24 protein-coding genes are annotated in these 24,512 nt (G+C 63.9%); 19 read left to right on the top strand and 5 right to left on the bottom strand.

Features of this window, described 5'->3' with window-relative positions; translation table 11 throughout:
• Positions 1-27 precede the first annotated feature (27 nt).
• The 3 genes from BQ4888_RS12425 to BQ4888_RS12415 are packed head-to-tail and all read left to right on the top strand — an operon-like array spanning position 28 to position 4,000.
• The gene (locus BQ4888_RS12425; RefSeq protein ID WP_092057582.1) at positions 28-1,761 is read left to right on the top strand and encodes an ABC transporter ATP-binding protein; all 1,734 of its coding nucleotides are present in this window, start codon (positions 28-30) and stop codon (positions 1,759-1,761) included.
• Complete coding sequence (locus BQ4888_RS12420) at positions 1,758-3,536, top strand: ABC transporter ATP-binding protein (protein ID WP_092057581.1); 1,779 nt, start codon at positions 1,758-1,760, stop codon at positions 3,534-3,536. The genes BQ4888_RS12425 and BQ4888_RS12420 overlap by 4 nt, the downstream gene beginning before the upstream one ends.
• The gene (locus BQ4888_RS12415) at positions 3,533-4,000 is read left to right on the top strand and encodes an OmpA family protein (RefSeq protein WP_092057580.1); all 468 of its coding nucleotides are present in this window, start codon (positions 3,533-3,535) and stop codon (positions 3,998-4,000) included. The genes BQ4888_RS12420 and BQ4888_RS12415 overlap by 4 nt, the downstream gene beginning before the upstream one ends.
• Before the next feature lie 33 nt (positions 4,001-4,033).
• On the opposite strand, the gene hslO is transcribed toward BQ4888_RS12415, so the two are convergent.
• Positions 4,034-4,909, bottom strand: a complete 876-nt coding sequence (gene hslO / locus BQ4888_RS12410) for an Hsp33 family molecular chaperone HslO (protein ID WP_092057579.1) — start codon at positions 4,907-4,909, stop codon at positions 4,034-4,036.
• Positions 4,910-5,048: 139 nt separating this feature from the next.
• Between hslO and BQ4888_RS12405 the strand changes: the two genes are divergently transcribed.
• From BQ4888_RS12405 to BQ4888_RS17720, 6 genes are all read left to right on the top strand, one after another.
• The gene (locus BQ4888_RS12405; protein WP_092057578.1) at positions 5,049-6,044 is read left to right on the top strand and encodes a sugar phosphate nucleotidyltransferase; all 996 of its coding nucleotides are present in this window, start codon (positions 5,049-5,051) and stop codon (positions 6,042-6,044) included.
• 55 nt (positions 6,045-6,099) lie between these two features.
• Entirely contained in the window at positions 6,100-6,414 is a 315-nt protein-coding gene (locus BQ4888_RS12400; protein WP_092057577.1) for a type II toxin-antitoxin system RelE/ParE family toxin, read from the top strand.
• A complete protein-coding gene (locus BQ4888_RS12395) occupies positions 6,407-6,799 on the top strand; it encodes a helix-turn-helix domain-containing protein (RefSeq protein WP_092057576.1) in 393 nt (130 codons plus the stop codon). Before BQ4888_RS12400 ends, BQ4888_RS12395 begins: the two co-directional genes overlap by 8 nt.
• A 578-nt stretch (positions 6,800-7,377) precedes the next feature.
• Positions 7,378-7,605 (top strand): AbrB/MazE/SpoVT family DNA-binding domain-containing protein, encoded by a 228-nt coding sequence (locus BQ4888_RS12390; RefSeq protein ID WP_092057575.1) that lies wholly within the window; start codon positions 7,378-7,380, stop codon positions 7,603-7,605.
• Positions 7,602-8,012 carry a type II toxin-antitoxin system VapC family toxin gene (locus tag BQ4888_RS12385; protein WP_092057574.1) on the top strand — a complete coding sequence of 137 codons (411 nt, stop codon included), beginning with the start codon at positions 7,602-7,604 and terminating at the stop codon, positions 8,010-8,012. The genes BQ4888_RS12390 and BQ4888_RS12385 overlap by 4 nt, the downstream gene beginning before the upstream one ends.
• Positions 8,013-8,043: 31 nt before the next feature.
• Positions 8,044-8,415, top strand: a complete 372-nt coding sequence (locus tag BQ4888_RS17720) for a superinfection immunity protein (RefSeq protein ID WP_205748009.1) — start codon at positions 8,044-8,046, stop codon at positions 8,413-8,415.
• Between the two features lie 72 nt (positions 8,416-8,487).
• Here BQ4888_RS17720 and BQ4888_RS12375 read toward each other — a convergent pair whose 3' ends face one another.
• Together BQ4888_RS12375 and BQ4888_RS12370 are read right to left on the bottom strand one after the other, a co-directional pair.
• Positions 8,488-8,853 (bottom strand): hypothetical protein, encoded by a 366-nt coding sequence (locus tag BQ4888_RS12375; RefSeq protein WP_092057573.1) that lies wholly within the window; start codon positions 8,851-8,853, stop codon positions 8,488-8,490.
• A 109-nt stretch (positions 8,854-8,962) separates the two neighbouring features.
• Entirely contained in the window at positions 8,963-9,853 is an 891-nt protein-coding gene (locus BQ4888_RS12370) for a radical SAM protein (RefSeq protein ID WP_092057572.1), read from the bottom strand.
• 137 nt (positions 9,854-9,990) lie between these two features.
• Between BQ4888_RS12370 and BQ4888_RS12365 the strand changes: the two genes are divergently transcribed.
• Entirely contained in the window at positions 9,991-10,212 is a 222-nt protein-coding gene (locus BQ4888_RS12365; protein ID WP_092057571.1) for a hypothetical protein, read from the top strand.
• A gap of 14 nt (positions 10,213-10,226) precedes the next feature.
• Here BQ4888_RS12365 and sugE read toward each other — a convergent pair whose 3' ends face one another.
• A complete protein-coding gene (gene sugE, locus BQ4888_RS12360; RefSeq protein WP_092057570.1) occupies positions 10,227-10,541 on the bottom strand; it encodes a quaternary ammonium compound efflux SMR transporter SugE in 315 nt (104 codons plus the stop codon).
• A gap of 174 nt (positions 10,542-10,715) precedes the next feature.
• Here sugE and BQ4888_RS12355 point away from each other — a divergent pair, with 174 nt between their 5' ends.
• The 9 genes from BQ4888_RS12355 to BQ4888_RS12315 all read left to right on the top strand — a co-directional run bounded on the left by BQ4888_RS12355 (position 10,716) and on the right by BQ4888_RS12315 (position 22,590).
• Complete coding sequence (locus BQ4888_RS12355; RefSeq protein WP_092057569.1) at positions 10,716-12,164, top strand: sigma-54 interaction domain-containing protein; 1,449 nt, start codon at positions 10,716-10,718, stop codon at positions 12,162-12,164.
• A gap of 24 nt (positions 12,165-12,188) precedes the next feature.
• Complete coding sequence (locus BQ4888_RS12350) at positions 12,189-14,876, top strand: DUF2339 domain-containing protein (protein ID WP_092057568.1); 2,688 nt, start codon at positions 12,189-12,191, stop codon at positions 14,874-14,876.
• The gene (locus BQ4888_RS12345; protein ID WP_092057567.1) at positions 14,873-16,255 is read left to right on the top strand and encodes a DUF3999 domain-containing protein; all 1,383 of its coding nucleotides are present in this window, start codon (positions 14,873-14,875) and stop codon (positions 16,253-16,255) included. Before BQ4888_RS12350 ends, BQ4888_RS12345 begins: the two co-directional genes overlap by 4 nt.
• A 102-nt stretch (positions 16,256-16,357) precedes the next feature.
• Positions 16,358-17,311, top strand: a complete 954-nt coding sequence (locus BQ4888_RS12340) for a hypothetical protein (RefSeq protein ID WP_092057566.1) — start codon at positions 16,358-16,360, stop codon at positions 17,309-17,311.
• A gap of 285 nt (positions 17,312-17,596) precedes the next feature.
• Positions 17,597-18,031 (top strand): Hsp20/alpha crystallin family protein, encoded by a 435-nt coding sequence (locus tag BQ4888_RS12335; RefSeq protein ID WP_170232860.1) that lies wholly within the window; start codon positions 17,597-17,599, stop codon positions 18,029-18,031.
• Between the two features lie 47 nt (positions 18,032-18,078).
• Complete coding sequence (locus BQ4888_RS12330; RefSeq protein ID WP_170232859.1) at positions 18,079-18,465, top strand: Hsp20/alpha crystallin family protein; 387 nt, start codon at positions 18,079-18,081, stop codon at positions 18,463-18,465.
• Positions 18,466-18,569: 104 nt separating this feature from the next.
• On the top strand, positions 18,570-21,203 hold the full coding sequence (gene clpB / locus BQ4888_RS12325; protein WP_092057563.1) for an ATP-dependent chaperone ClpB: 2,634 nt from the start codon (positions 18,570-18,572) through the stop codon (positions 21,201-21,203).
• 151 nt (positions 21,204-21,354) lie between these two features.
• Positions 21,355-22,221 carry a response regulator gene (locus tag BQ4888_RS12320; RefSeq protein ID WP_092057562.1) on the top strand — a complete coding sequence of 289 codons (867 nt, stop codon included), beginning with the start codon at positions 21,355-21,357 and terminating at the stop codon, positions 22,219-22,221.
• A gap of 96 nt (positions 22,222-22,317) precedes the next feature.
• Positions 22,318-22,590, top strand: a complete 273-nt coding sequence (locus BQ4888_RS12315; protein ID WP_092057561.1) for a thioredoxin family protein — start codon at positions 22,318-22,320, stop codon at positions 22,588-22,590.
• A 70-nt stretch (positions 22,591-22,660) separates the two neighbouring features.
• Here the strand turns inward: BQ4888_RS12315 and BQ4888_RS12310 are convergent, their stop codons facing one another.
• Positions 22,661-24,493, bottom strand: coding sequence for a B12-binding domain-containing radical SAM protein (locus BQ4888_RS12310; RefSeq protein ID WP_092057560.1), 1,833 nt, complete (start codon positions 24,491-24,493; stop codon positions 22,661-22,663).
• Positions 24,494-24,512: the final 19 nt, after the last annotated feature.

Below are 24,512 nucleotides of genomic sequence, written 5' to 3'. Positions count from 1 at the left end.
GTTTCCCCCTTCTCGGACAGGTTCTTCGTGAAAAGCCTGCGTTTCCTCATCCCCTATCTGCTCCCCTATCGGCGGCTGCTTCTGGCTGGGGTGGTCTGGCTGGTTTTGACCAACGCCCTGGCGATGGTCATCCCCTGGATGCTCAAGGGCGGGATCGAAGCGGTCGAGGGCGGGAATTACCGGGGGCTGGCCTGGTTCGCCCTGCTGCTGGCTTTGGCCGCGGTGCTGCGGGGCGGCACCCGGCAGCTTTCCCGGCTGCGCTTTCTGCGCACCGCTCGGCGCATCGAGGTCGATCTGCGCCGCGACCTGCTGACCCGCCTGCTCGGCCAGGACGCCCCCTTCTTTGACCACCACCGCACCGGTGATCTTCTCTCGCGTTTCACCAACGATCTCACCAATATCCGCATGCTCGCCGGGTTCGGCGTGCTGACTTTGGCCAACGCCGTACTGGTCTATCTCTTCTCCCTGGTTATGCTCCTGGCCTTATCGCCGGGGCTGACCCTGATCGCCTTGCTCCCCTATCCCTTCATGCTGATCGTGGTCAAACGGGTCAGCCGCCGGCTGCTGCAACACTCCACTCTGGTCCAGGAAAGTCTCGGCCGGGTCAGCGAGGCGGTGGAGGAAGGGGTTTCCGGGCAGGCGGTGATCCGCGCCGGCAATCTCGCCGAGGACCGGTGCCGACGTTTCGCGGAACTCAACGACGACTATCTGGAACGCAATCTGGTGCTGGCTCGCCTGCGCGCCCTGGTGCTGCCGGTGATGATCGTCATCGGCCCCCTCGCCACCCTCCTCGCCCTCTACTTCGGCGGCGCCCGGGTGATGGCCGGGGAACTCGGTCTCGGCGAGTTGATCGCCTTCAACGCTTATCTGGTGCAACTGGCCTGGCCGACCCTGCTTCTCGGCTGGGTGCTGACCCTGACCCAGCGGGCGGCGGCGAGTATGGAACGGCTTGATCCCCTGCTCGGTACCCCGGAACCGGCCCCCTTCGCCGCTTCCGCCACCCGCGACCTGCGGGCTCCGGCGATGCGCGCGGCCGGACTCGATTTCGCCTATGGCGAGCGGCCGGTGCTGCATGGGCTGACCTTCGACATCCCCCCGGGCGCCCTGGTCGGGGTCGCCGGCGGCACCGGCAGCGGCAAGAGCACCCTGCTCAAGCTGCTCTCACGGCTCTATCGGCCGGAATCGGGGAAGGTCTTCGTTGATGGCGAGGATCTCGCCGACCTCGACGGTGCCGCTTATCGCCGGCGGCTGGCGGCGGTTCCCCAGGAAGGGCGACTTTTCAGCGGCACGCTGCGGGAAAATCTCCTCTACGGAGTGCCCGAGGCCGACGACGACTTGCTGCGACAAATCGCCGAGGCAGTCTGTCTGGAGGAGGAAGTGGCGAACTTCGCCGAAGGCTACGCCACCCGCGTCGGTGAGGGGGGCCTGGCCCTTTCCGGCGGTCAGCGGCAACGCGTCTGTCTCGGTCGGGCGCTGGCCGCCGACGGCGGACTGTGGCTCCTCGACGATCCCTTCAGCCATCTTGATGCCGCCACCGCCCGTGAGGTCTGGGCGCGGCTGCGTCCCCGGTTGGCCGGGCGCACCGTGCTCCTCGCTTCGGGGCGAGTCTCTTTGTTTCAGGGGATGGATTGGGTGCTGGTGCTGAAAGACGGAAGCATCTGCCAGCAGGGGACGCCCGCCGAGCTGGCGGCGGCGGACGGTTGCTACGCTCGTCTCGCCGAGCGCGAGCGCTTGCTGGCGGAACTGGAGGGATCGGCATGAGGCACGGCCATACCGAACTCGATACCGTCACCGGACGCTACCTCGACTGGCGGCTCTTCCGCCGTTTCGTCGCCATGGTCCGCCCCTATCGCGGGCAGGCCGTCATCGCCCTGGGCCTTTTGCCCTTTATCGCCGGGGCCAAGCTGATCCAGCCCTATCTGATCAAGCTGCTGATCGACAATCACATCGTGCCGGGGAGCCTCGACGGCTTCGCCGGGCTGGCGCTCCTCTTTCTGCTCGCCCTGCTCGGCGAAAGCCTGCTCCTCTTCGCCCAGGGCTACCTGGTGCAGGCGGTGGGGCAACGGATCATGGCCGATCTGCGCCGCCAGGGTTTCCGGCGGATGCTGCGCCTGTCCACGGCCTTTTTCGACCGCCACCCCTCGGGGCGCCTCGTTACCCGCCTGACCAGCGACGTGGAGAATGTCGGCGAACTCTTCGGCGCCGGGGTCATCGCCTCGGTCGGCGACATCGTCACCCTGATCGGCATCGTCGCCGTCATGTTCTGGCTTAGCCCATCCCTGACCCTGGTGGCGCTGGCGGTGGTGCCGCCCCTGCTCGTCATTCTCTACCTCTTTCGCCGCAACATGCGCGATGCCATGCGCCAGGTGCGGGCGCGTCTGGCCGGGCTCAACGCCTTCATCGCCGAACGCATCGCCGGCATCGGCGAAGTCCGCCTCTTCGGCCAGCAGCGCCGTACCCTTGACGAGTTCGAGACCCTGCAGAACGATTACCGGGACAGCACCTTCCGCACCATCGAATGGGATGCCGCCCTCTATTCCCTGGTCGAAGTCCTTGCCGCGGTGGCCATCGCCGCCATCCTCTGGAAAGGGGGGGGCGAGGTGCTGACCGGCATCGCCAGCTTCGGTACCCTGGTGGCCTTTATCGAATATGTGCAGAAGTTCTTTATCCCCCTGCGCGACCTCTCCGCCAAATATTCCGTGCTCCAGGCCAGCAACGCTTCTCTGGAACGGATCTTCGAGCTGCTCGACGAGCCGGAAGAGCCGGTCGGATCCGGGGTTTACCCTCATGGCCCCGGCGAGGTCCGCTTCGAGGGAGTGAGTTTCAGTTACGACGGCAAGACCCCGGTGCTCAAGGGGATCGACCTGCGCATCGGCCCCGGTGAGCGGGTGGCCCTGGTCGGCGCCACCGGGAGCGGTAAGAGTACCCTGACCCGGCTTTTGCTCCAGTTCTACCGCCCCCAGGAGGGGCGCATTCTCATTGACGGGGTCGATCTCTATGACCTCGATCCGGCCGAACTGCGCCGCCGCATCGGCTGGGTCTCCCAGGAGCCCTTCCTTTTCGCCGGAACGCTGCGCGCCAACCTCGATCCGGCGGGGACGCTGGATGATGCCGCCCTGCTGGCGCTGCTCGCCGATTGCGGCATGGAGGAGGTCGCCGAGCGGCTGGAGGGGCTGGAGGGGGTGCTGAGCGAACGCGGTCGCAATCTCTCCTCGGGCGAGCGGCAGCTGCTCTGCCTGGCGCGGGCGCTGGCAAGCGATCCGGCCCTGCTGGTTCTCGACGAGGCGACCAGCCGCCTCGACAGCCTTACCGAACAACGGGTGGGGGAGGCCCTGGCTCGCGCCGGACGCCGCCGGAGCGTTTTGCTCATCGCCCACCGGCTGCGCACCGCCGCCAGTGCCGACCGCATCCATGTGTTGCATCGGGGGAGCGTGGCCGAGGTCGGCAGCCACCGGGAATTGCTGGCCCAAGGGGGGCTTTACGCCCGGCTCTGGCGTTTGCAGGAGTTGAACGGTGAACCTGAGGAGGAAGGATGAGGAACGGACTGATCGGCCTGTTGCTGCTGCTATTGTGGGGATGTGCCGGTGGCACTCCGTCCCCGGCCCCGGTCGTCGAAGCGGCGGCGCCGACGCCGTCGGCGGCGGAGTTGCGGGCGAGCGCCGCGCTGCTCCCCGGGGTCGAGATTGATCCCGGGGAAGGCCTGACCCTGCGCTATCCCGGCGAACGCCTCTTCAGCGCGGGGGCGGCCCTGCCCCTGGCGGGCGGGGTCGAGATGCTCGAGCCCCTGGCCGATTGGCTGGCGGCGAGCGGCCGCGTCCGCTGGCGGGGAACGGTGCGCGCCGCCACCGATGTTTCTCCGGAGTACGACCGGCAGCTGGCCCAGGCCCGGGCCGAACTGCTCGGCCGCTATTTCACCAATCGCGGAATCGATAGGGAAAAGCTCGAACTGACGGCGGAGGGAGGGACGGGAGCTCCCTTCGAGCTGGAGTTGCGGGAGTAACCCCCACCTTGGCCAAGGGGGGGAATTCGTCAACTAATTCTTCAGCTGCGGCAGGGCGGAAAGTTCCTCGGCGGTGAAATGATATTGCTGCTTGCAGAACTCGCAGGTGATCGTGGCCCCCTGGTCTTCTTCGAGCATGGTGCGCACTTCGTCGGCGGGGAGCGCGCGGAGCATGGCGGTGACCTGGGCCAGGTTGCAGGTGCAGCGGAATTCCAGCGGCGTTTCCAGTTGTACGGTGAAGGGGATGTCCTGGAAGATGCCTTCCAGGATTTGCAGCGGCGTTTTCCCCTCGCGCAGCAGGCTGGTCATCGGCGGCAGTTGCCGCAGGCGCTCTTCGAGCAGGGGGAGAAGTTCCGGGTCGCCGTCGGGCATCGCCTGCACCAGAAAGCCGCCGGCGGCGGCGACGGCGAAATCCTGGTCGAGGGCGACGCCGAGGCCGACGGTCGACGGCACCTGCTCCGAAGTGGTCAGGTAGTAGGCAAGATCCTCGGCGATTTCGCTGCTGTAGAGCTGGACCATGCCCCGGTACGGCTCCTTCAGACAGAGATCCTTGATGACGTGCAGAAACCCCGCCTTGCCCACCGCTCCGGCGACATCGAAACGATCCGCTTTTGGCGGCAGGTCGGCGATCGGGTTTTTGATTGAGCCGCGCACATGGCCGAAGGCGTCGGTTTCCGCGTGCAGCCGCTGCAAGGGGCCGCTCCCCTCGATCATCAGCGCCAGGCGTTGATCCCCCTTGAGCAGCGCCCCCATCAGGGCCGCGCCGGCGACCAGGCGACCGAGGGCGACGGTGGCGGTGGGGTCGGTCCCCTGGCGGAGGCGGATGCTTTCGGTCAGGTTCGTAGTGGCGGCGGCGACGGCGCGCAGCGAACCGTCCTTGCTGAGAATGCGGACCAGGTGATCGGTCATAGCGGCTCCTTCGGGTGATCCCTTGTGACTTGTCGGAAAAAAAGTTAAACTTCCGGGGTTCGCGGGCAAGCGCGCGGATGCCGTGCATCCTACCGAAAGCCGACCTGCGACGCCAATACTTTCACCATCCGGAGCGACCATGAAAATCATTCTTCCTGTTGCCGGCAAGGGAACCCGCCTGCGTCCGCACACCCATACCAAGGCCAAATCCCTGGTCCATGTGGCCGGCAAGACCGTTCTCGAACATATCGTCAGCCGCCTGCTGGTGCTCGATAACATCGAGCTGATCTTCATCACCGACGAGAACGGCCAGCAGATCGAGGCCTATATGAAAGAGAAGTTTCCCCAGGTCGAATGCCGCTACATCGTGCAGAAGGATCGCCTCGGCCCGGCCCACGCCGTATCGCTGGCGGGGCCGCACATCCATGAGGGGGACGACGTGTTGGTGGTCTTCAACGACACCATTTTCGTCACCGAACTCAATCGCATCCCCAAACTCTGCGCCGACTGCGACGGCCTGATCTACTCCAAGGAAGTGGAGGATTACCAGCGTTTCGGCGTCAACGTGCTGCGGGACGGCCTGATCATCGACATGGTCGAGAAGCCCGACACCCCCATTTCCAAACTGGCCCAGGTCGGCCTCTACTATCTCAAGGACGGCCGGCGTTTCATGGATTACATCGGCGCGACCATCGCCGCCGGCGACACGGTGAAGGGGGAGTACTACCTGCCCGCCGTCTTCATGCGCATGATCCACGACGGCGCCCGCTTCCGCGCCCCCGAGCTGGACGAGTGGCTCGACTGCGGCAAGCCCGAGACCCTGCTCGAAACCAACCGCTACCTGCTGCGCGGCCGTCATCACACCCACGGCGAAGTCTACAACTCGGTTCTCATCGAGCCGGTGCACATCGCCAAGGGGGCGGTGGTGCGCAACTCCATCCTCGGCCCCGACGTCTCCATCGCCCCCGGCTGCGTCATCGAAGAAGCCATCATCAAGGACTCGATCATCAACGCCAACAGTCACGCCAAGGACAGCATCCTGCACTACTCGATCCTCGGCGACAACGTCTCCCTGATCGGCTCCCCCCGCAAAATGAGCATCGGCGACCATTCGGTGATCGTGATGGAGGGGTAGGGGAGCGAATTTATAGTGCTTCCCTTGACGAGTATCCGTCTAAAGCGTATATTTCATGTATCAGTTCGTTGAATTGCAGCCATTTTCGGCTGTCCGTGAAAAATATTTTGATGAAGAGGAGTTTCTCTCTCTTCAGGCCTATTTGCTGGGGAACCCTGATGCGGGGGATGTTATTCCACGCTCGGGTGGATGTCGAAAGTTGCGATGGGCGGCGCAGGGCCACGGAAAAAGAGGTGGAGTACGGGTGATCTATTTTTTGCGATTCGCCCATGGACAGATTGTTTTGGTCACCATGTACGCGAAAAATGTCCAGGAAAATATCGACCCCGGCTTGTTAAGGCGAATCAAGGAGAGTTTCAGTCATGACTAAATTGTCCGAGGCCGAACTCGCATCATGGGAAAAAACTCGCGACTTGAATGCGGAATTGCTTGCTGCATTGCCGGAAGGCAAGCGTGGGGATTGGGCCAGGAAAACGGATTTCATTCCACAGGACGATGGAACCGTGCGCCGCATTGTCACGCGCCGTGATGGAACGGTCGAAAAGGATGAAATCGTTACCTCCGAACGGGCGCAGGTCGCCCTTGCCCGGGCGGCAACAGGGCTTTCGCAGTCCGCTTTCGCCAAACTTCTCGGGGTTTCCGTCAGGACGTTGCAGGAATGGGAGCAGGGGAGGAAAGTCCCCTCGGGGGCGGCGGCCACCCTTCTTAAAGTCGCTACCCGTTACCCTGAAATTCTTCAGGAATTGGCGGCGTAACTTCAAGCAGGGCGGAAGGAAGGACTGGAAATGGAGCCGCCCCAAAAAAAATCTGGGGTCAGATCTTGTTTTGCTACAGAATAGCTGGCCATTCCCTGTTAGCTACTGGGCGCCCATTCCGTTCGAGGTGCGGATTTTCTGGGAAGGCGCCCGTTTTCGGCAACGCCGGTTCGATTCTTGACCCATGGGGCGGAGGGCTGGACGCGGCGCCAGGGCCGTTTTTGCGATGGGCGATAAGTCTGTTACGCTTCACTAAACGGATCGATATTGGGCAGCGATTTCCAGCACTCTTTTGATGGAGGATTCAAAAATGAATATGGGTCAGGTGCAAGTCGCTATCGGCATGGATTGGCGTTTGTTGGATGGGATGGTTCGCTATCTCTATCGAGAGGGGGTCGTCCCCGCAGAGTCCACGATGCAGGACGACGCGATTATCGTGCACAAATAAGCCTGGTCTGGCCAGTATCCCGGATCAAGTCGGCCTTGAGGGCAGCCGGCAAAACCGGCAAATAAAGCGGCTTGACCGGTGGTGGGTGACGGGCTAAAGTAATACAAAAAGTAATACCGAAGGGAACATCATGAAAGTCACCAGTAAAGGGCAGGTTACCATCCCCAAGGGGGTTCGGGAGAAGTTGGGCATCGCCCCCTTAAACGAGGTGGAATTTGTCGAGGAGAAAGGCCGAGTGTTTCTGGTCAAGAAAGGCGTTGGCGAGTCGGGAAGCAAAGAGTTCGCCCGACTACGCGGGTGCGCCACAGTAAGGATGAGCACCGAAGAAATTATGCGTCTGACTCGGAGCGAGGAATGAGTGGAGTTTTAGTCGATTCCAACATCATTCTCGATCTGGTCACCGACGATCCGAACTGGGGCGACTGGTCGGAGGAGATGTTGCAATGCTACGCCAAAACCGGCCCCTTGTTCATCAACGATGTGGTTTATGCAGAAATTTCCATCGGTTTTTGGCGGATCGAGGAATTGGACGAGATGTTGAGTTGCGGCAACTTTGCGCACCTGCCCATGCCGCGAGAAGCGTTGTTTCTGGCCGGCAAAGTCTTTCTGGATTACCGTCGGAGCGGTGGAACGCGAACCTCTCCCTTGCCGGATTTTTTCATCGGCGCCCATGCCGCGGTTTCCGGTTATCCCCTGCTCACCCGCGACCGGGCACGCTACCGGACCTACTTTCCGACCCTAGCGCTCATCGCCCCCACCCATTGAGTTCCCGCTACGTTCACGAAAGGAGAAACCCTTGCCGTTCGATCGTTCCCGCCTGCTGAACCTGTTGGTCAATGTCGTCGCCGTCGGCCTGGTCGTTGCCGTTGTCTATTACATTCTGGTGCCGGTCGTCGGCTTTCTCTGGTCGGTTTCGGTTGCCGCCGCGACGGACGGCTATCGGTGGGCGGTGGAGGTTTTTACCTATTTCGCCCGCTGGGATCGGGCGCTCTTTTTGCTGCTCGGGCTTGTCGTCTACCTGGTGCCGGCGCTTCTGGCTTTCACAAAGGGGCATCCGAACCGGCGGGGGATTTTTGCGCTGAATCTGCTCACCGGCTGGTCGGTCATCGGCTGGGCCCTCGCCCTGGTCTGGAGTTTGCCGGGCAAGGGCGCCACCGAGGGGGAATGACCCCATGAAAAAAGGGCGGATGGTCGCAACCATCCGCCCCTGTCGATTTTCAGTTCTCAATTTTCCGGCAACTCAATAGCGCCCCTTGCCCATCCCCCCGCCGGGGCCCATGCCCATGCCGCCGCCGGAACCCATGCCCTTGTGCATGCCGTGCGCCGGCGGCTCGTCGGGCAGGCTCAGCCCCTGCTCCCGGGCGCGGATTTTCATGCGCTCGTGATGCTCGGCGCGAATCCGCTCCCGTTCCTCCTCGCTTGCCGCCGCCCGCATCCGCGTCTGATACTCGTTGCGCTCCTGCGGGGTCATCAGCTGGCTGCCGTAAACCTCTTCCCGTACTTGCGTCTCTTCCCGGGTCTGCGCCTGCTCGGCGGCCAGGGCCTGGGTTCCGGCCAGCAGCAGCGCGCCGACCGCCAGGGCCGCCATCCATTTCGCATTGTTCATGATTTCCTCCTTGCCTCGTCGTCATTTGCGAACCTTGCGGGGGCATTCCCTGCTCCCCGCTTCCGTTTACAGGTCTATCACCGCGGCCGGGCAAGTCAAATGCCGCGATTCAGTAGATTTCTTCCCGATAGTCCGGAATCTCGTCGTACCACTCGGGCCGGCGCCGGGCGCGGGCGATGGCGGCTTCGACCTGGTCGATGAGCGTCTGCCGGTCCTTGGGGTAGCTGCCGGCCAGCTGCAGAAAGTTGGAGACGTGGTTGGAACGCAAAATGGTGCGGCGGGGGACGAGATGCCGCAGCAGTTCGCTCGCTTCTTCGAGAATGCCGCCCCGGCTCAGGGGGGTGATGCCGCGCAGGAAGTCGTCGTTGTGGCGATGGAAGAGGGTGAGGAGCGAAAAGTATTCCGGGGAGAGGGCGGTGATCCATTCCGCCGTCGCCCGGGCGTGTTCCCGCGAGCGCTCCGCCCCGGCCAGGCCGAGGATCGCCGTCACCGACAGCTTCATCCCCGCGGCTTGCGCCTTGCGGCAGAAGGCGAGCATCTCCGTGCCGCCATAGCCTTTGTCGATGGCGCCCAGGGTGGCGTCGTCGCCGCTTTCCAGCCCGAAGTAGAGGATGCGCAGCTTCCGTTCCCGCAGGGCGGCGAGGTCTTCGCCGGTTTTGCCCGCGAGGCTGGCGGGGGAGGCGTAGGCGCCGATCCGGGTCAGGCGGGGAAAGGCGCGATTGAGCTCGTCGAGAATCTCCAGCAGGCCCTTTTGGGGATAGATCAGGGCGTCGCCGTCGGCGAGAAAGATCCGCTGGATATGCGGCCGGTGCGCCGGCGGGATGCCTTCGGTCTCGGCGCGGATCTCCGCGACCGGGCGAACGCGGAAGGGTTTGCCCTTGTACATGCCGCAGAAAGTGCAGCGGTTGCGCGAGCAGCCGAGGGTGATCTGAAAGATCAGGCTGTGCGCCTCGCTCGGTGGGCGAAAGAGGGGGTGGTCGTAGTCGAAGTAGCCGTACATGGGGTTTTCCTTGGGAGGGGAGTGATCTTCGGAGCTGTTGCCCGGTAATTACGGAATCCGCGACGATCCTTTTCCCGGTTGTTCCGCGCCCGCCCTTGCGCTATCCTGCGGCCAGGCTTTTTTCAGAGGAGCGTGAAATGTCCAATCCCGGTGAATTTCTCATGGCTTGCAACGATGGGCGGGTCTGGTTGCATTGTTCGCAGTGCAACGCGCCGAAGCGTTTCAATGATGTCGAGCATCTCAATTCTTTCGAAAATCCCACCTACTGGGGGCCGGAACCCTGGTGGCACGACACCCGGGTCTTCCGCTGCCCCGATTGCGGCAGTGTGCAGCAGTCGTCCCTGGAGTTGCAGGACTGACGGAACGCGCGGATTCAGGCGCTCATTTTAAGCCCGGCGATGCCGGCGAGGATCAGCAGCAGGCAGAGCAGGCGCGCGACTTCCCGGGGTTCGCCGAGAAAAAGCATGCCGAAGAGGGCGGTGCCGGCGGCGCCGATGCCGGTCCAGATGGCGTAGGCGGTGCCGATGGGCAACGTCTTCAGGGCCTGGCTGAGCAGCATGAAACTCAGGGCCATGGCTGCCAGGGTCCACAGAGACGGCAAGAGGCGGGTGAAGCCGACGGTGTATTTGAGTCCCACCGCCCAGCCGATTTCGAACAGTCCCGCCAGCACCAGGTAAAACCAGGCCATACTCAATCCTTCCGTAGTCGTTGCGTGGTTGAAGGTCGCGGTCGGTCTGCCATTAATAGCCGAGCGGGGAGGGCCCGTCAATCCTTGCGCTTCTTCGCCGGCGTGGTTAGATTGCCGGAAGTTCCTTCGATTGTATTCGCCCCATGTGCCGCCCCCATTCCTCCGGACGATGCCATGAACGACGCCCCGCCGATAATCGAGAGCGATCTCCCGGCCGCCACCCCCGATCTGGTGGTGCTGGTCCGGCCGGAGGGGCGTCCGCGCCTGGTCCGGGTTTCGGAACGGCTGGCCGAGCTGCTCGACCGGCCGGTGGAAAGCTTGAAGGGGATGGAATTGGATCGGGCTCTGGCCGGGACGGTGCCGTCCCTGGTAGAGCTGGTGACCGAGGCGGCGAGCCGGGAGCGGCCGCTGACCGGCATCCGGATGCGTTTTCCCGGGGCGCGGGCGGATCTGCTGGCCGATCTCTTCCCCGCCGGGCTGGCCGAGGATTACAGCGGTCAGCTCGTGCATGTGCGGTTTCGTCCAGATCGGGCGGACCGGAGTGAGCCATCGCCCGCTTTCGCCGGACTGATCGGGGAGAGCGCCGCTATTCGCGAGGTCTTTCGCAAGATCGCCCTCTACGCTCCGACCGAGGCCTCGGTCGTCATCACCGGCGAGACCGGCACCGGCAAGGAGTTGGTCGCCCGCGCCCTGCACGAGGGAAGCGGCCGTGCGGCGGGGCCCTATGTGGCGGTGAACTGCTCGGCGATTTCCGAGGAGCTGCTCGAATCGGAACTTTTCGGCCATGAAAAGGGAGCCTTCACCGGCGCCCTGCGCACTCACAAGGGGCGTTTCGAGCGGGCCGACGGTGGCACCCTCTTTCTCGACGAGATCGGCGATATGCCGCTGCACACCCAGACTCGGCTGCTGCGGGTGCTGGAGGAGAAACGGGTCGAACGGGTCGGCGGCGAGCAAGAATATCCGGTCGATGTGCGCGTGGTATGCGCCACCAACGTGGCGCTGGAACAGGCGGTGGGTCAGAACCGCTTTCGCGCCGATCTCTATCATCGCCTGTCGGTGCTGCGCATCCACTTGCCGCCCCTGCGCCAACGGAGCGAGGATATCCCTTTGCTGGCGGAGCATTTTCTCCGGCAATTCAACAGCAAATACGGCCGCCGCATCGAACGCCTGACCAACGAGGCCGTCGCCCTGTTGCAGTCCTACCTCTGGCCAGGCAATGTCCGCGAACTGCGCAACGTGCTCGAGCGGGTCTGCATCGAGACGGGAGGCGAGGTGATCGGCGCCCGCGCCTTCGCCGAGTGGATTCGCGAGCGGCAGAACTTCTCCCCCGGCGAATGGGGGGAGGCGCCGCGGGAAGCGCGGGTGGTGACGCCCCCCTATCCCCTGGCAAGCGAGCGCCTGCTCCTTTCGCCGCCGCTCTCGGCGCCTGTGGAAAGTTCGCGGCCGGTGGAACTTTCCGAAGGGGCGATCCGTCGGGCCTACCGGGCCGAAGGCGGAAATCTCAGCGCCGCCGCCCGCCGGTTGGGGGTGCATCGGGCGACGCTCTATCGCCATCTGGAGCGGCTCGGTCTGGGTCGGGAAGAGTTGGACGGTCTGGACGAAGCGGAACGAAGCGAGGATTAAGGGATCAGAAACCGGGGAGGGGGCATGTATTTCATCGCGGGGCTGGTGGGGCTGATCGGCGGGGCCTGGCTTTTTTCCGAGCACAGTCGGGAGGTGGCTGGTGCCCTGCTCGGGGCCTTTCTCGGGATTTTCTGGCTGCGCCATCTGCGTCTGGGCAAGCGCCTGGCCGCTTTGGAGCGGCAACTGGCCGAAGCCCAAGGCGGGGTCGCTGCTTCCGAATCCGCCCCGACGGTTGCGCAGCCCGCCGCCGACGATTTCATCTTCACGCCGGAGGCGCCACCACCGGCGGTGGAATTGCCCGCCCCACCATCTATCCAACCCCGACCGTCGTTCCAGCCATCCGCGCCCCGCACCGGCCCGGAATCCTCCAAGCAAAACGAATGGTGGAACATTTTCGTCGCCTATTTCACCGGCGGCAATGTGGTGGTGCGGGCCGGGGCGGTGGTGCTCTTTTTCGGCGTCGCCTTTTTGCTCAAATACTCGGCCGAACGGAATCTGGTGCCGATCGAACTGCGCCTGCTTGGGGTCAGCCTCGGCGCTGTCGCCCTGCTCCTGTTCGGCTGGCAGTTGCGGTTGAAACGCCCCGGCTACGCCCTGATCCTGCAAGGGGCGGCGATCGGCATCCTCTATCTGGCGATCTTCGCGGCGATGAAGCTTTACCAGCTGTTCCCGGCCGGGTTCGCCCTGCCGTTGCTGATCGTTCTCGCCATCGCCTCGGCGACTCTGGCCATCGCCCAGAACGCCCGGGTGCTGGCGGTGCTCGGCATCGTCGGCGGTTTTCTGGCGCCAGTGCTGACCTCCACCGGCGGCGGCAGCCATGTGCTCCTTTTCAGCTATTACGCCCTGCTCAATGTCGGCATTCTTTATACCGCCCGTCATCGTTCTTGGCGGGAACTGAACCTGCTCGGATTTTTCTTCACCTTCGGCATCGGCGCTCTCTGGGGCGCGGGCAACTACCGGCCGGAGATGTTCGCCACCACCGAGCCCTTCCTGATCCTCTTTTTCCTCTTCTATCTCGCCCTCGGCCTCCTTTTCGCCCGCAACCAGCCGCTCAACCTCAAGGGCTACATCGACGGTACCCTGGTTTTCGGCACGCCGATCGTCGCCTTCGCCCTGCAGGCGGTGCTGGTCCGGCCCTACGCTTACGGCCTGGCCTGGTCGGCCCTGGCCCTAGGGCTGATCTATGTCGGCCTAGCCTGGCGGCTGTGGCGGCAGGGACAGCCCGCCCTGCGCACCCTGATCGAGGCCTTTCTCGCCACCGGCGTCGTCTTCGCCACAGTGGCCATCCCCCTGGCCCTGGACGGGCGCTGGACCTCGGCGGCCTGGGCGCTGGAGGGAGCGGCGCTGGTCTGGATCGCCCTCAAGCAGCAGCGTCGCACGCCCCGGATCTTCGGCCTGATTCTTCAGGTGCTGGCCGGCGCTTCCTTCCTGACGGCGTTGCCGGGAACGGTGACCGGCCTGCCGGTCCTCAACGGCCTCTGCCTTGGCGCGCTGCTCGTCGCCTTGGCCGGGCTTTTCAGCGCCTGGTGTCTGTGGCGGCGGGCCGGGGAGTTTCCGACGTCGATGCTGGAGAGCCTCCTGACGCTAGCCTGGGGGCTGTGCTGGTGGTTCGGCGCCGGACTTCATGAAATCGGCCGCTTCGCCCCCTTTGCCCTGCGTCCCGCCCAGGCCCTGACTTTCTGCGCCCTCTCCGCCGGAGCCGCCTTTTGGCTTGGGGCGCGGCTCGATTGGCCGTACCTACGCCGGGTCTACCTTGGTCTGGTGCCGGTCATGGCGCTGGTACTGCTCTTCACGGCGTTGGAATTTCACGGTCCACCGTCGCTCCACGGCGGCTTTCTCGCCTGGCCCCTGGCCCTGCTCCTCCACTATCTGCTGCTCTATCGGGATGAGCGGATCGCTGTCGCCGCCTATCTGCGCTATCCCCATCTCGGCCTGCTCTGGCTGCTAATCCTGCTCGTCACCTGGGAGGCGGCCTGGTGGACCGATCATGGCGTAGGCGGCGCCGGTACCTGGTTTCTGGCGGTGCTTGGCATCCTCCCGTCGGCCTTCGTCCTCGGCCTCTGCCGGCTGTGGAATTCCCCGCGCTGGCCGCTTTCTTCCTTCCGCCGGGACTATCTCTATCCGGGGTTGCTGCCGATCGTCGGCTATCTCTGGCTCGGCACCCTGGGGGCGAACCTTTTCAGCCCCGGCGATCCCTGGCCGCTCCCCTACCTGCCCCTGCTCAACCCCTTCGATCTGGCGCAGGCGTTGGTGCTGCTGGCGGTTGCCTTCTGGAGCCTGACCCTGACGACGCGGCTCGGCCTTGAGCCGCTGGGAATGCGGCGGCGCCCGCGGATTATCCTCGCCGGGGCGACGGCCTTCTTCTGGCTCAACGCCATGCTCGTCCGCACCCTCCACCACTGGGGGGAGGTGCCCTTCCGTCCGCGGGCGCTGCTCGCCTCCGATCTGGCGCAGACCTCCTTCTCCATCTTCTGGACCCTGAGCGCCCTGGCGGTGATGCTCTGGGCGGCGCGCAAGGGGCTGCGAACCCTGTGGTGGACCGGCGCCGGGCTGATCGGGGTGGTCATGGTCAAACTCTTTATCTTCGATCTGGCCCGGACCAGTACCGTGGAGCGGATCGTTTCCTTTATCGGCGTCGGCCTCCTCTGCCTGGCCGTCGGCTATCTGGCGCCGCTGCCGGGACGGGCGGACCGGGATCGGGAGGATTCATGAAGCCTTTGCTGATCGCCGTGCTGCTCTGCTTCGTCGTTGGCGCCCCGGCTTACGGCCGGAGTCTGCCCGAGGATTTCGCCTACGGCCTGCCGCTGACACCGAGCGGCGCCACGCCCTTCGCCGAGGTGGAACTGCCGCTGGCGGTCTATCACACCCTGACCCGGGCCGATCTCGGAGATCTGCGGGTCTTCAACAGCGCCGGCGAGGAAGTGCCGCATCTGCTGCGCGGGCCCGAGGCGGTCGTGACGGAGACCCCCGGCGCGGCGCGGGCCGTTCCCTTCTTCCCCTTGCGTGCCGCCGATGACGCCGACGAGGCCCTGGCGGTGCGCGTCGCCGAGGCTCCCGGCGACTGGCGGGTGGAGATTCAGACCCGTTCTCAGGCGGAACCGACTACGAAGGTGCCTGTTTCCGGTTATCTGCTCGATCTGGGCGGATTGGATTTTTCCGTCGCTCAGGTGGAGTTGGATTGGGAGGATGGCGGCGACTTTTTCGGCGAAGTCGAGGTGGCGACGAGCGACCAGTTGAAGGATTGGCGACCGCTGACCCGCGTTGTCCTCGCCCGCCTCGACTATCAGGGGCGGCGCCTGGAGCACCGGCGCATCGACCTGCCGACGGCGCCGGGACGGTATCTGCGTCTGCGCTGGAGCGGGAGCGCACCGCTGCTCGAACCGGCGCGGGTGGTCGCCTCGGCGCGCCCCAGTCACGCCACCCTGCCGGAGATTCGCCAGTGGTTGCCGGTGACGGCGACCCCGTTGGCGGAGACGCCGGGGCTGTCGCGGGTCGATCTCGGTGGGCGCCTCCCCGTCGCCGCTCTGCGCGTGACCTTCGCCGAAGCCAACAATCTGGCGCGCCTGCGCCTCTCCTCCGGAGCAAATCCCGAAGGGCCGGGGCGTCATCGCGCCGAGGCGCTGGTTTACCGGCTGCGTTTTGGTGAGCGGGAACTGGTCAGCGCGGAACTGCCGCTGACCGCGTCCCGCGACCGCTACTGGTTTTTGCGCTCCGATGACGGTCTCGCCGGGGCCCGTCTGGAATTCGGCTGGCGGCCCGATCGTCTGTGCTTTCTGGTGCGCGGCACCGGACCCTTCCTGCTCGCTTACGGCAACGCCAACCTGAACTCCCCCCCAACCGCCGGCGCCGAACTGTTGCACAGCGCCGAAATCGCCGGAGCAGGCGTTCCGGCGCCGGAACGCCTCGTCCCCGGTGATGTCGTCACCCTGGGCGGTCCGGAGCGTTTGCTGCCACGGCGGTCGTCGCCGTCCTGGCGGACGCTGACGCTCTGGGGTGTGCTCGGCCTCGGCGTCGTGCTGGTTGGTGTCCTGGCCTGGCGGCTGCAACGGCAGTTGCGGGAAGCGCCCACGGATTCGTCCTCGTCGGAATAAGGCCGAGAACGAATTAGAGAATTGAGATTAAATCCATTGACACCCCGGTGATCGGGCTGTAGTTTTCGACATTAGAAAATTTCAACTACGGAGGTGTCGCAAATGAACAAGTTCGTCCTGCCGATTCTCGGGTTCTTTCTCGTCCTTCTTTCCCTGCCCCTGTCCGTCGGTGCCGAGACCCCGCCGCCGGTACGGCAGGATCTCGGTCTTTTCGACGCGGTCTTCAACGACCTGGATGAAGCCGGCTGCCGGGCCTGTCATGGTGGCAATATCGGCACCCTGCACCATACCCTGGCCGCCGACGAGGGCTTGACCTGCTATTCCTGCCATAACCCGGTGCTCGTTAACCAAGGGATTTTCGTCGTCGGCTGTCTCGAATGCCATGAGCAGCAGCCGGGGGTCGCCTCGGTGCATCACCTCGCCGACAGCGCCTTGGCCGGGGACTGTGTCGACTGCCACGGCTCGATGGTGCAGAACCGGGACGACGGTCACTATGTTCCCAGCTACGCCGCGACCATGGTCACCCCCCTGCCCAGCCGCGGCACCGGGGCGGAAGGGCAGGGCTCCTGCCGTTTCTGCCACGACTGGGGGACGGATTTCGCCAGTGGCGAACCGATCTCGACCAACATGGAAACCCACCACGAAACGGGTTTCTATGCCCAGCCGGGGGGATGCTACTGGTGCCACAATCCCCTGGCCGAGCCGGCTCTGGCGATTCGCGCCTGCGAGCAGTGTCACGCGCCCCTTTCCATCCACAACATCCAGGCCGATACCAACGGCGACGGGGTCATCACCCCCGGCGGCGAAGCTCCCTATTTCGGTCATATCGGCAGCAACGAGGATTGTCTCGGCTGTCACGGCGGTGCTGTCGATCCGGCGCTACTGTCCAGTCGCAATAGCGCGATCGACAATCCGACCCGCCACCATCTGCTGGTTGCAAGCAAGGGAAAGAAGTGTCTCGATTGCCACCAACTGCTCTTGAATGACGACGGGCTTTTCGTTTTCAAGGATTTCCGGGTCTGCTCCTCGTGTCATGCCCAGGGAGGGCGCCGCTAGTCACTCGTCTCTCGTATTTCCCCGTTGCTTAACCGAGGCCGGATTCTGCAGAAGAGAGTCCGGCCTCGCTGTTTTCAGTGCGACGTCGCAGGCGACAGTTGCGACATTTGGTGCGACGTCGCAGGTGATCAAGTAATCCATTTGGATATGTCTAACATCCCGAATTTATTTAGATATAAATTTGGCATGACCGTTGTATCAGGGATAAGTGCAAGGCATGACGCCGCGCGACTCTTTATGACAACCATTACTCCCCCCACGGGGAAAGGAAACAGGAGGAAGGCTATGACAGGATTCGATCTCTTCAAGGAAATGGACAGCTTCACTCGCGAAATGGACCAGGTGTTCCGTGATCTCGGCTTCGGTCGACCGCTCGTTCCGGGCTCCGCCTATCGCGGCTATCCGCGCATCAACCTGCGCGAGAATCAGGATGCCTACCTCCTTGAGGCGCAGCTGCCGGGTATCGATCCCAAAGAACTGGAAATGACGATCCTCAAGGGGACGCTGACCCTCTCCGGTGAGCGCAAGGCGCCCGCCGAGGGACAGGGAACCTGGCATCGCCGGGAGCGTGGTTTCGGAAAGTTCATGCGCTCCATCGACATCCCGGCGGAAATTGATGGCGACAAGGTGCGCGCCGACTACAAGGACGGGCTCTTGACCGTGACCCTGCCGAAAGCCGCCAGCGTACTGCCGAAACGCATCGAGGTGCAGGCCAACTGAAGCGCTGATCGGGACCATAACGAAATATCATGAACAGGAGATACGCCATGAAAAACAACGAAATCACTCTTCATAAAGAAAACACACCGGCCGTCGCGGATAAGGACCGCGCCGCCATGATCGCTCCCGCCGTCGACATCTTCGAGAACGATGACGCCCTGACCCTGGTGGCGGATTTGCCGGGGGTGAGCAAGGAACAACTGGAACTGGGCATCGACCGGCAGGTGCTGACCATCGAAGGGCGCCTCGAACGCGCCGAGGAAGGGGCTCTGTACCGCGAATTCGGCGGCAAAGGCTTCTATCGCCGCTTCCATCTGCCGGAGAACCTCGATCTGAACCAGACGGCCGCCGAACTCAAGGACGGCGTCCTTACCCTGCGGCTGCCGAAGGCGGCTTCCGCCAAACCGCGCCGCATCGAAGTCACCGTCCACTAAGGACGAAATCGGGGCCGGGCTCGCAACCCGGCCCTTTTCATTGAATGCTCGCTATACTTGAAACCGGGAAACGAAAAAGAACACGAGCCGCCAGGAGAAAAAATATGGATATCAACAAACTGACCGTCAAAACCCAGGAAGCCATCCAGGCCGCCCAGAGCAAGGCCACCCGCCTCGGCCATGTGGAGGTCGACGGCGAACACCTGCTGGCGGCGCTGCTCGAACAGCCCGAGGGGCTCGTTCCCCGGGTGCTGCAAAAGCTGGGGGTGGAGCCGGAAGCCTTGTCCCGCGCCCTGAAGAAGGAGCTGGAAAAACGTCCCAGCGCCTCTGGTGGCGGGATGGAAGCGGGGAAAATCTACGTCTCGCAGCGTTTCAACCGGCTGCTGGTCAAGGCCGAGGAGGAAGCCCGCCATCTCAAGGATGAATATGTCAGCGTCGAGCACCTGCTGCTGGCGCTGGTCGAAGAAGGCTCGGCGACCGCCGCCGGGCGCCTCTTCCGGGAGTTCGGCATCGATCGGGATCGTCTGCTCAAGGCCCTGTCGGAGATGCGCGGTCACCAGCGGGTGACCAGCCCCGATCCGGAAGGAACCTACGAGGCGCTGGAGAAATACGGCATCGATCTGGTCAAGGCGGTCCAGAAGGGGAAGCTCGATCCGGTCATCGGCCGCGACAGCGAAATCCGTCGCACCATCCGCATTCTCTCGCGCAAGACCAAGAACAACCCGGTGCTCATCGGCGAGCCGGGGGTCGGCAAGACCGCTATCGTCGAAGGATTGGCCCAGCGCATCGTCCGCGGCGACGTCCCCGAGGGGCTGAAGAACAAGACCATTTTCGCCCTCGACATGGGCGCGCTGGTGGCCGGGGCCAAGTATCGCGGCGAGTTCGAGGAGCGGCTCAAGGCGGTGCTGACCGAGATCCGCAACAGCGAGGGGCGCATCCTGCTCTTCATCGACGAGCTGCATAACATCGTCGGCGCCGGAAAGGCTGAAGGCTCCATGGACGCCGGCAACATGCTCAAGCCGATGCTGGCCCGGGGCGAACTGCACTGCATCGGCGCCACCACCCTCGACGAATATCGGAAGTACATCGAGAAGGATGCGGCCCTGGAGCGACGCTTCCAGCCGATTCTGGTCGAGCAGCCGACGGTGGAGGACACGGTCAGCATTCTGCGTGGCCTTAAAGAGCGCTTCGAGGTCCATCATGGGGTACGCATTCACGATAATGCCCTGGTGGCGGCGGCGACTCTGAGCGATCGCTACATCTCCGACCGCTTTCTGCCAGACAAGGCCATCGACCTGGTCGATGAAGCCTGCGCCATGATCCGCACCGAGATCGACTCGTTGCCGAGCGATCTCGACGAGGTCACCCGGCGGGTCATGCAGCTGGAGATCGAGGAAGCGGCCCTGACCAAGGAGAAGGACGCCGCCAGTCTCGCCCGTCTGGAGACTCTGCGGCAGGAACTGGCCGGGCTCAAGGAGCGGGCCGAGACCCTCAAATCCCAGTGGGAGGGGGAGAAGGGGGCGATCAAGACCGTGCAGGGGCTGCGCGAGGAGATCGAGAAGACCCGCCAGGAGATCGAGCGGGCCGAACGCAATTACGATCTCAACCGCGCCGCCGAGCTCAAGCACGGCCGCTTGCCGCAACTGGAACGGGAGCTGCACGAAAAAGAGAAGCTGCTCGCCGGGGAGGGGGCGGGCAACCGGCTGTTGCGCGAGGCGGTGACCGACGAGGAGATCGCCGGGATCGTCGCCCGCTGGACCGGCATCCCGGTGACCCGGCTGGTGGAAGGGGAGCGGGAAAAACTGCTCAAGCTCGACCAGGTGCTGCATCAGCGGGTGGTCGGCCAGGACGAGGCGGTGCAACTGGTGGCCGACGCGGTCATCCGCGCCCGCGCCGGGATCAAGGACCCGCGCCGTCCCATCGGCTCCTTCATCTTCCTCGGTCCGACCGGGGTCGGCAAGACCGAGCTGGCCCGCGCCCTGGCCGAGACCCTCTTCGACAGCCAGGACAACATGGTGCGCATCGACATGTCCGAGTATATGGAAAAACACGCGGTCAGCCGCTTGATCGGCGCGCCCCCCGGCTACGTCGGCTACGAAGAAGGGGGGCAGTTGACCGAGGCGGTGCGGCGCAAGCCCTACGCGGTGATCCTCTTCGACGAGATCGAAAAGGCTCATCACGACGTCTTCAACGTCCTTTTGCAGGTGCTCGATGACGGCCGCATCACCGACAGCCAGGGGCGCACCGTCGATTTCAAGAATACCGTCATTATCCTGACCTCGAATATCGGCTCGCCGCACCTTCTCGACGGGCTCGGCGCCGACGGTCAAATCACCGAAGGGGCGCGAAAGAACGTAATGGCCGAACTGCGCCGCGAGTTTCGGCCGGAGTTTCTGAATCGGATCGATGACATCGTTCTCTTCAAAGTTTTGACACTTAACGAGATCAAGGCCATCGTCGGGCTGCTGGTCGGCGATCTGCGCAAGCGGTTGGCCGCCCGCCGCATCGGGCTGGAACTCACCGAAGCGGCGGTGGAGTTCATCGCCAAAAACGCTTACGATCCGGTCTACGGTGCCCGGCCGCTCAAGCGTTACCTCCAGCATCAGCTGGAAACCCGCATCGGACGGGCGCTGATCGCCGGGGATATCCGTGACGGCGCGACCTTGACCGTCGATCTGCAGGGGGATGAATTGACCGTGATCCAGGTCAACCCGGCGCAAGCGGAGGACGCCGGATAAGGATTTCTTTCCGACCCAAGGCTTGTGAAAAGGGAACAGATGGCTCAATCGAGCGGTCTGTTCCCTTTTTTTATGGGGTTGGCGGGGTTGGGAGCGCAATTTGCATAAAAGACTGTTGCAGTCTTAAGTCAGCCACTACATCGGGGGAAGAATGAACAAACGCAAGCGCTTTGGGGAGATTCTGCTCGAAGCCAAGGTCGTCACCGAACCGGTCCTGCAACTCGCCCTGGAAAAGCAGCGCGGCAGCAGTAAGCGTCTCGGGCAGGTGCTTGAGGAGATGGGGGTGGTAACCGAGAAGGACACCGCCGTCGCTCTGGCCCGGCAGTTTGACTTCCGCACCGTGCAGAACCTGGCCGGCTACAGCTTCCCCAAAGAGGTGCTGGCGCTTTTCAGCAGCGAAATCGCGCTGAAAAAGAACCTGTTTCCCCTCAAGCTCGACCAGAAAACCTTGTTTCTGGCGATGGTCAATCCCCTCGACATGGACACCATCGACGATATCTCCTTCCGGACCGGCTTGCGGGTTGTCCCCTGCGTGACTACTCCGGCGGAGATCCAGGCGGCCGTGCATCAGCACTATCTTGGCGGCGCGCCCAGCGAGTCGAAAGAGCCTGAATCCGATTGGTGGACGATCCTGGTGGTGGATGATCAGGAGCTGGTGCGCTCGGCGGTCATCGCCGCCCTCAGGAAAGAAGGGTACGAGACGATCGAAGCCACCAACGGTGCCGATGGTTTGAAGACGGCCTGTCAGCGTCATCCCCATCTGATCATTTCCGATACCATCATGCCGCGCATGGATGGGTTCGAGATGTTCCGGGCTCTGCAGGCCAACAACCAAACCACCAGAATTCCGGTCATCGCTCTCTCCTCCAAGTCTTCGGCGGAAGAAGAAGCGAAGCTGCTCGATGCCGGTTATTTCGATTTTGTCGCCAAACCGATCAACCCCGTGCGCCTCGCGGCGCGGGTACGGCGAGCGCTGAAGGCCGTTTACGGCACGACCGCGCCGCCCCCGAAACCCTGAAAACTGTTGTAAATCCATTGAAAATTCTGGCGGAAGGGGATATTATGACTAACAAGGTCATAAATTGATGCCGCCAAAGCCGGAAGGAGGCCATTTATGAGAATCGATATTCTTGGCAAACCGGAAAGTGGCAAGCGCTGTGAAAAAACCCTGGAGAATGTCCGTCAGGCTCTGGCTGAGACGGGGGTCGAAGCGGAAGTACATCTCTTCCGTGACCGGCGGAAAATGATCGATCATCGGGTCTACGTTTCGCCGGCATTGGTCGTTGATGACTGCGTACGGGTGGCGGGGCGGATTCCCGAGGTGCGGGAGATCATCGCGCTACTCGCCGAGCGTCCCCGCTATCAGAAACGACTCAACGCCGCCTGAGTTTTCAGCGGGGATAAACACTTTTTACCCAAGGAACCCTTTCGTTGAGAGGAGGGGTTCCTTTTTTCTTTCAGGGGGCCGGAAGCAGAAAGCCTTCCGCCAGGGCGAAGCGGACGATCTCCTCCCCTTCGGCGCGGATGACCGTGCCGGCGAAAATCTCTTCCGGCGAGCGCCGGCCGTCGCAGCCAGAGAGCAGGGTCAGAAAATCCTCTTCCAGCGATTCGCACAGCACCTCTTCGCCCCGCCGCAGAAAGACCGCCACCGACCCCACCGGCCGGAAGAGGAGAGCGACTTCCTCCAGTTCGGAATCTTCCATCTCCAGCAGATCAAGGATCTCGTAAGAGAAGTGCACCAGCCGCACCCCCTCGGCAAGCCTTAGGGGGGCGAGCCAGGGGTCGAGATTCCGCAGCTCTTCGGGGGGACTCGGCAGGGTTTCCGGGCCGAGCAGGGTTTCCGCGTAATGGAAATGGTAGCGGAGAAGATCGAGCGCCGCCGGCAGCAGGTCGGGGCGTTCCAGTTTTTTGAACAGATGGCTGAGGTAGCCCTCCTGAAGCTCAAGAATGTCGGCGGCCTGCCAGGATTCGCCATCGAGAAAGCGTTCGCGGGGGATTTTCGCGACGGTCAGCGCCCAGTCGGCAAAATCGAGAAGAAAATCCGAACCCTTCCACCCGGGAACCCGGAGCAGGGCGGAAAAGAAGGCGACGGCGCGGCCGGTGTTGTAGAAGAGATCGACGGCGGCGGCGAGCAGCCGGCAGGCCTCGATCTCAGCGGCGCTGCAGGAGGGACTTTCGAGGATTTCGTAAGGGGGCTCGGTCTGCGCCCGCAGTCCCAACTCGATGGCATCCCGGTGCAGTTCGGTGCCGGGCAGCACCGCCAGGGGGAAGATGTCGAGATGGTTGGGGGTCAGTTCCAGGGCGAAGTCGAGGCTCTGCCGGAACCCGGCATAATCGTCGCCGGGCAGGCCGTAGATGAGATCGAAGCCGAATGTGACGCCGGCCTGGTTCAGCAGCTGGATCTTGCGGGCGAACTCCCGCGGCTCGAAGTTCCGGTGGATACGTCGCAGCACCTCAGGCCGGGCCGATTGCAGGCCGACCTGCACCGAGCAGGAGAGCTGCCCCAGCAACCGGGCCGTTTCCCGGTCGAGAAAGTCGGCCTTGGCTTCCAGGTGCACGTGGATGTGGGGCGCTTTGCGGGCGAGCAGGCGTAGAAGCTCTTTGCCGCGCTCGGGGGGATGGTTGAAGGTCGAGTCGAGAATCCAGATCTGGCCGGCCCGGTGGCGGACGAAGAGGTCGAGTTCCGCCTCCAGGCGCGCCATGGGCAGCGGGCGCATTCCGCGAGTGCCGCGGGAATCGAAACAGAAGGCGCAGGCAAAGGGGCAACCCCGGGAGGTTTCCCAGAGGACGCCGCCGCCTTCGCTGGGGATCAGCGCGCCGCTCAACCAGGGGGAGGGGAGCTCCTCCGGCGGCGGTGGCGATGCGGTCAGGGGGTCCGTCGGGCTCGGCTTCTCCCCCCGGTCCAGGCGCGCGACGAGGGTAGCGAACGTTTCCTCCCCTTCGCCGCCGATGAGATAATCGAAGACCCCTTCCGCGTGCACCCGGGCGCTGTCGGCCATGACTTCCGGGCCGCCGGCGACGAGGATGAGGTCGGGGCGGGCCTGACGCAGTTGCCGGGCCAGGGCGAGAAGCCGGCGCCGGTTCCAGACGTAGAGGGGAAAAGCGACCAGATCGGGGGCGGCGGCGAGGATCGCCGCCAGCATCTCGGCATCGCTTTGGCGGGGGTAGAGGTCGAGCAGGGAGGCGCGGCGGCGGGACTCTTCCGGCAGCGCCGCTTTCAGGCAGGCGGCCGCCAGGGGGACGGCCTGGGGCGACGGGCGGACATGCAGGGTCGGCAGCAGGATATGCATGGGTCAAGCCCCTCCCGGG

Source organism: Desulfuromonas acetexigens, assembly GCF_900111775.1.
GTDB classification, from domain to species: domain Bacteria; phylum Desulfobacterota; class Desulfuromonadia; order Desulfuromonadales; family Trichloromonadaceae; genus Trichloromonas; species Trichloromonas acetexigens.
This window is presented reverse-complemented; position numbering and strand designations above follow the sequence as displayed.

Excerpts from the sequence above, each read along its gene's own strand:
- BQ4888_RS12390 (WP_092057575.1), top strand. The coding sequence starts at position 7,378 with ATGAAAGTCACCAGTAAAGGGCAGGTTACCATCCCCAAGGGGGTTCGG.
- BQ4888_RS12365 (WP_092057571.1), top strand. The coding sequence starts at position 9,991 with ATGTCCAATCCCGGTGAATTTCTCATGGCTTGCAACGATGGGCGGGTC.
- BQ4888_RS12405 (WP_092057578.1), top strand. The coding sequence starts at position 5,049 with ATGAAAATCATTCTTCCTGTTGCCGGCAAGGGAACCCGCCTGCGTCCG.
- BQ4888_RS12315 (WP_092057561.1), top strand. The coding sequence starts at position 22,318 with ATGAGAATCGATATTCTTGGCAAACCGGAAAGTGGCAAGCGCTGTGAA.
- BQ4888_RS12355 (WP_092057569.1), top strand. The coding sequence starts at position 10,716 with ATGAACGACGCCCCGCCGATAATCGAGAGCGATCTCCCGGCCGCCACC.
- BQ4888_RS12395 (WP_092057576.1), top strand. The coding sequence starts at position 6,407 with ATGACTAAATTGTCCGAGGCCGAACTCGCATCATGGGAAAAAACTCGC.
- clpB (WP_092057563.1), top strand. The coding sequence starts at position 18,570 with ATGGATATCAACAAACTGACCGTCAAAACCCAGGAAGCCATCCAGGCC.
- BQ4888_RS12340 (WP_092057566.1), top strand. The coding sequence starts at position 16,358 with ATGAACAAGTTCGTCCTGCCGATTCTCGGGTTCTTTCTCGTCCTTCTT.
- BQ4888_RS12350 (WP_092057568.1), top strand. The coding sequence starts at position 12,189 with ATGTATTTCATCGCGGGGCTGGTGGGGCTGATCGGCGGGGCCTGGCTT.
- BQ4888_RS12370 (WP_092057572.1), bottom strand. The coding sequence starts at position 9,853 with ATGTACGGCTACTTCGACTACGACCACCCCCTCTTTCGCCCACCGAGC.
- BQ4888_RS12320 (WP_092057562.1), top strand. The coding sequence starts at position 21,355 with ATGAACAAACGCAAGCGCTTTGGGGAGATTCTGCTCGAAGCCAAGGTC.
- BQ4888_RS12385 (WP_092057574.1), top strand. The coding sequence starts at position 7,602 with ATGAGTGGAGTTTTAGTCGATTCCAACATCATTCTCGATCTGGTCACC.
- BQ4888_RS12420 (WP_092057581.1), top strand. The coding sequence starts at position 1,758 with ATGAGGCACGGCCATACCGAACTCGATACCGTCACCGGACGCTACCTC.
- BQ4888_RS12400 (WP_092057577.1), top strand. The coding sequence starts at position 6,100 with ATGTATCAGTTCGTTGAATTGCAGCCATTTTCGGCTGTCCGTGAAAAA.
- BQ4888_RS12335 (WP_170232860.1), top strand. The coding sequence starts at position 17,597 with ATGACAGGATTCGATCTCTTCAAGGAAATGGACAGCTTCACTCGCGAA.
- sugE (WP_092057570.1), bottom strand. The coding sequence starts at position 10,541 with ATGGCCTGGTTTTACCTGGTGCTGGCGGGACTGTTCGAAATCGGCTGG.
- BQ4888_RS12415 (WP_092057580.1), top strand. The coding sequence starts at position 3,533 with ATGAGGAACGGACTGATCGGCCTGTTGCTGCTGCTATTGTGGGGATGT.
- BQ4888_RS12310 (WP_092057560.1), bottom strand. The coding sequence starts at position 24,493 with ATGCATATCCTGCTGCCGACCCTGCATGTCCGCCCGTCGCCCCAGGCC.
- BQ4888_RS12375 (WP_092057573.1), bottom strand. The coding sequence starts at position 8,853 with ATGAACAATGCGAAATGGATGGCGGCCCTGGCGGTCGGCGCGCTGCTG.
- BQ4888_RS12345 (WP_092057567.1), top strand. The coding sequence starts at position 14,873 with ATGAAGCCTTTGCTGATCGCCGTGCTGCTCTGCTTCGTCGTTGGCGCC.
- BQ4888_RS12330 (WP_170232859.1), top strand. The coding sequence starts at position 18,079 with ATGAAAAACAACGAAATCACTCTTCATAAAGAAAACACACCGGCCGTC.
- hslO (WP_092057579.1), bottom strand. The coding sequence starts at position 4,909 with ATGACCGATCACCTGGTCCGCATTCTCAGCAAGGACGGTTCGCTGCGC.